Origin of the sequence: Leucobacter celer subsp. astrifaciens (assembly GCF_001273835.1) — a bacterium.
Lineage (GTDB): Bacteria > Actinomycetota > Actinomycetes > Actinomycetales > Microbacteriaceae > Leucobacter > Leucobacter celer.
On sequence record NZ_JHEI01000117.1, the window covers coordinates 1 to 443 of the forward strand.

1 protein-coding gene is annotated in these 443 nt (G+C 63.0%); it reads right to left on the bottom strand.

The genetic code is table 11. From position 1 onward, the window contains the following. A partial coding sequence (locus tag AMS65_RS00405; RefSeq protein ID WP_193786991.1) for an S-layer homology domain-containing protein occupies window positions 1-408 on the bottom strand: 408 nt, incomplete at its 3' end. Window positions 409-443: the final 35 nt, after the last annotated feature.

Here is a 443-nt window from a genome sequence, read left to right on the forward strand (position 1 = left end):
CCACGCGATCTCCTTGTAGAATTTATCCCCCGGCCGCACATCGGCGAACGGCGATGTCTTCGGAGCCGTGTACCCCTTCGGCGCGTCCTTGCGGAACATGAACGCCGCCATCGCCTCACGCGAGATCTTCGATCTCGGTGCGAACGCGGGCTTCCCCGATGCCTGCTCGATACCCGTCGACAAGCCCTCCTCGTACATCCAGGCGATCTGCGTGTAGAACTTGTCACCCGGCTTCACGTCGACGAACGGCGACACCCGCGGAGCGACATACCCCTTCGGGGCCTCCATCCGGTACAGGAACGCCGCCATCGCCTCGCGCGACACCTGCGTCTTCGGCTCGTAGTCGTAGTAGACCTTGCCCGTCGCATCCGTCTTCTTGATCCCCGTGGACAGACCCCGCTCAGCCATCCAGTTGATCTCCCTCGAGAACTTCGCGGACTTCG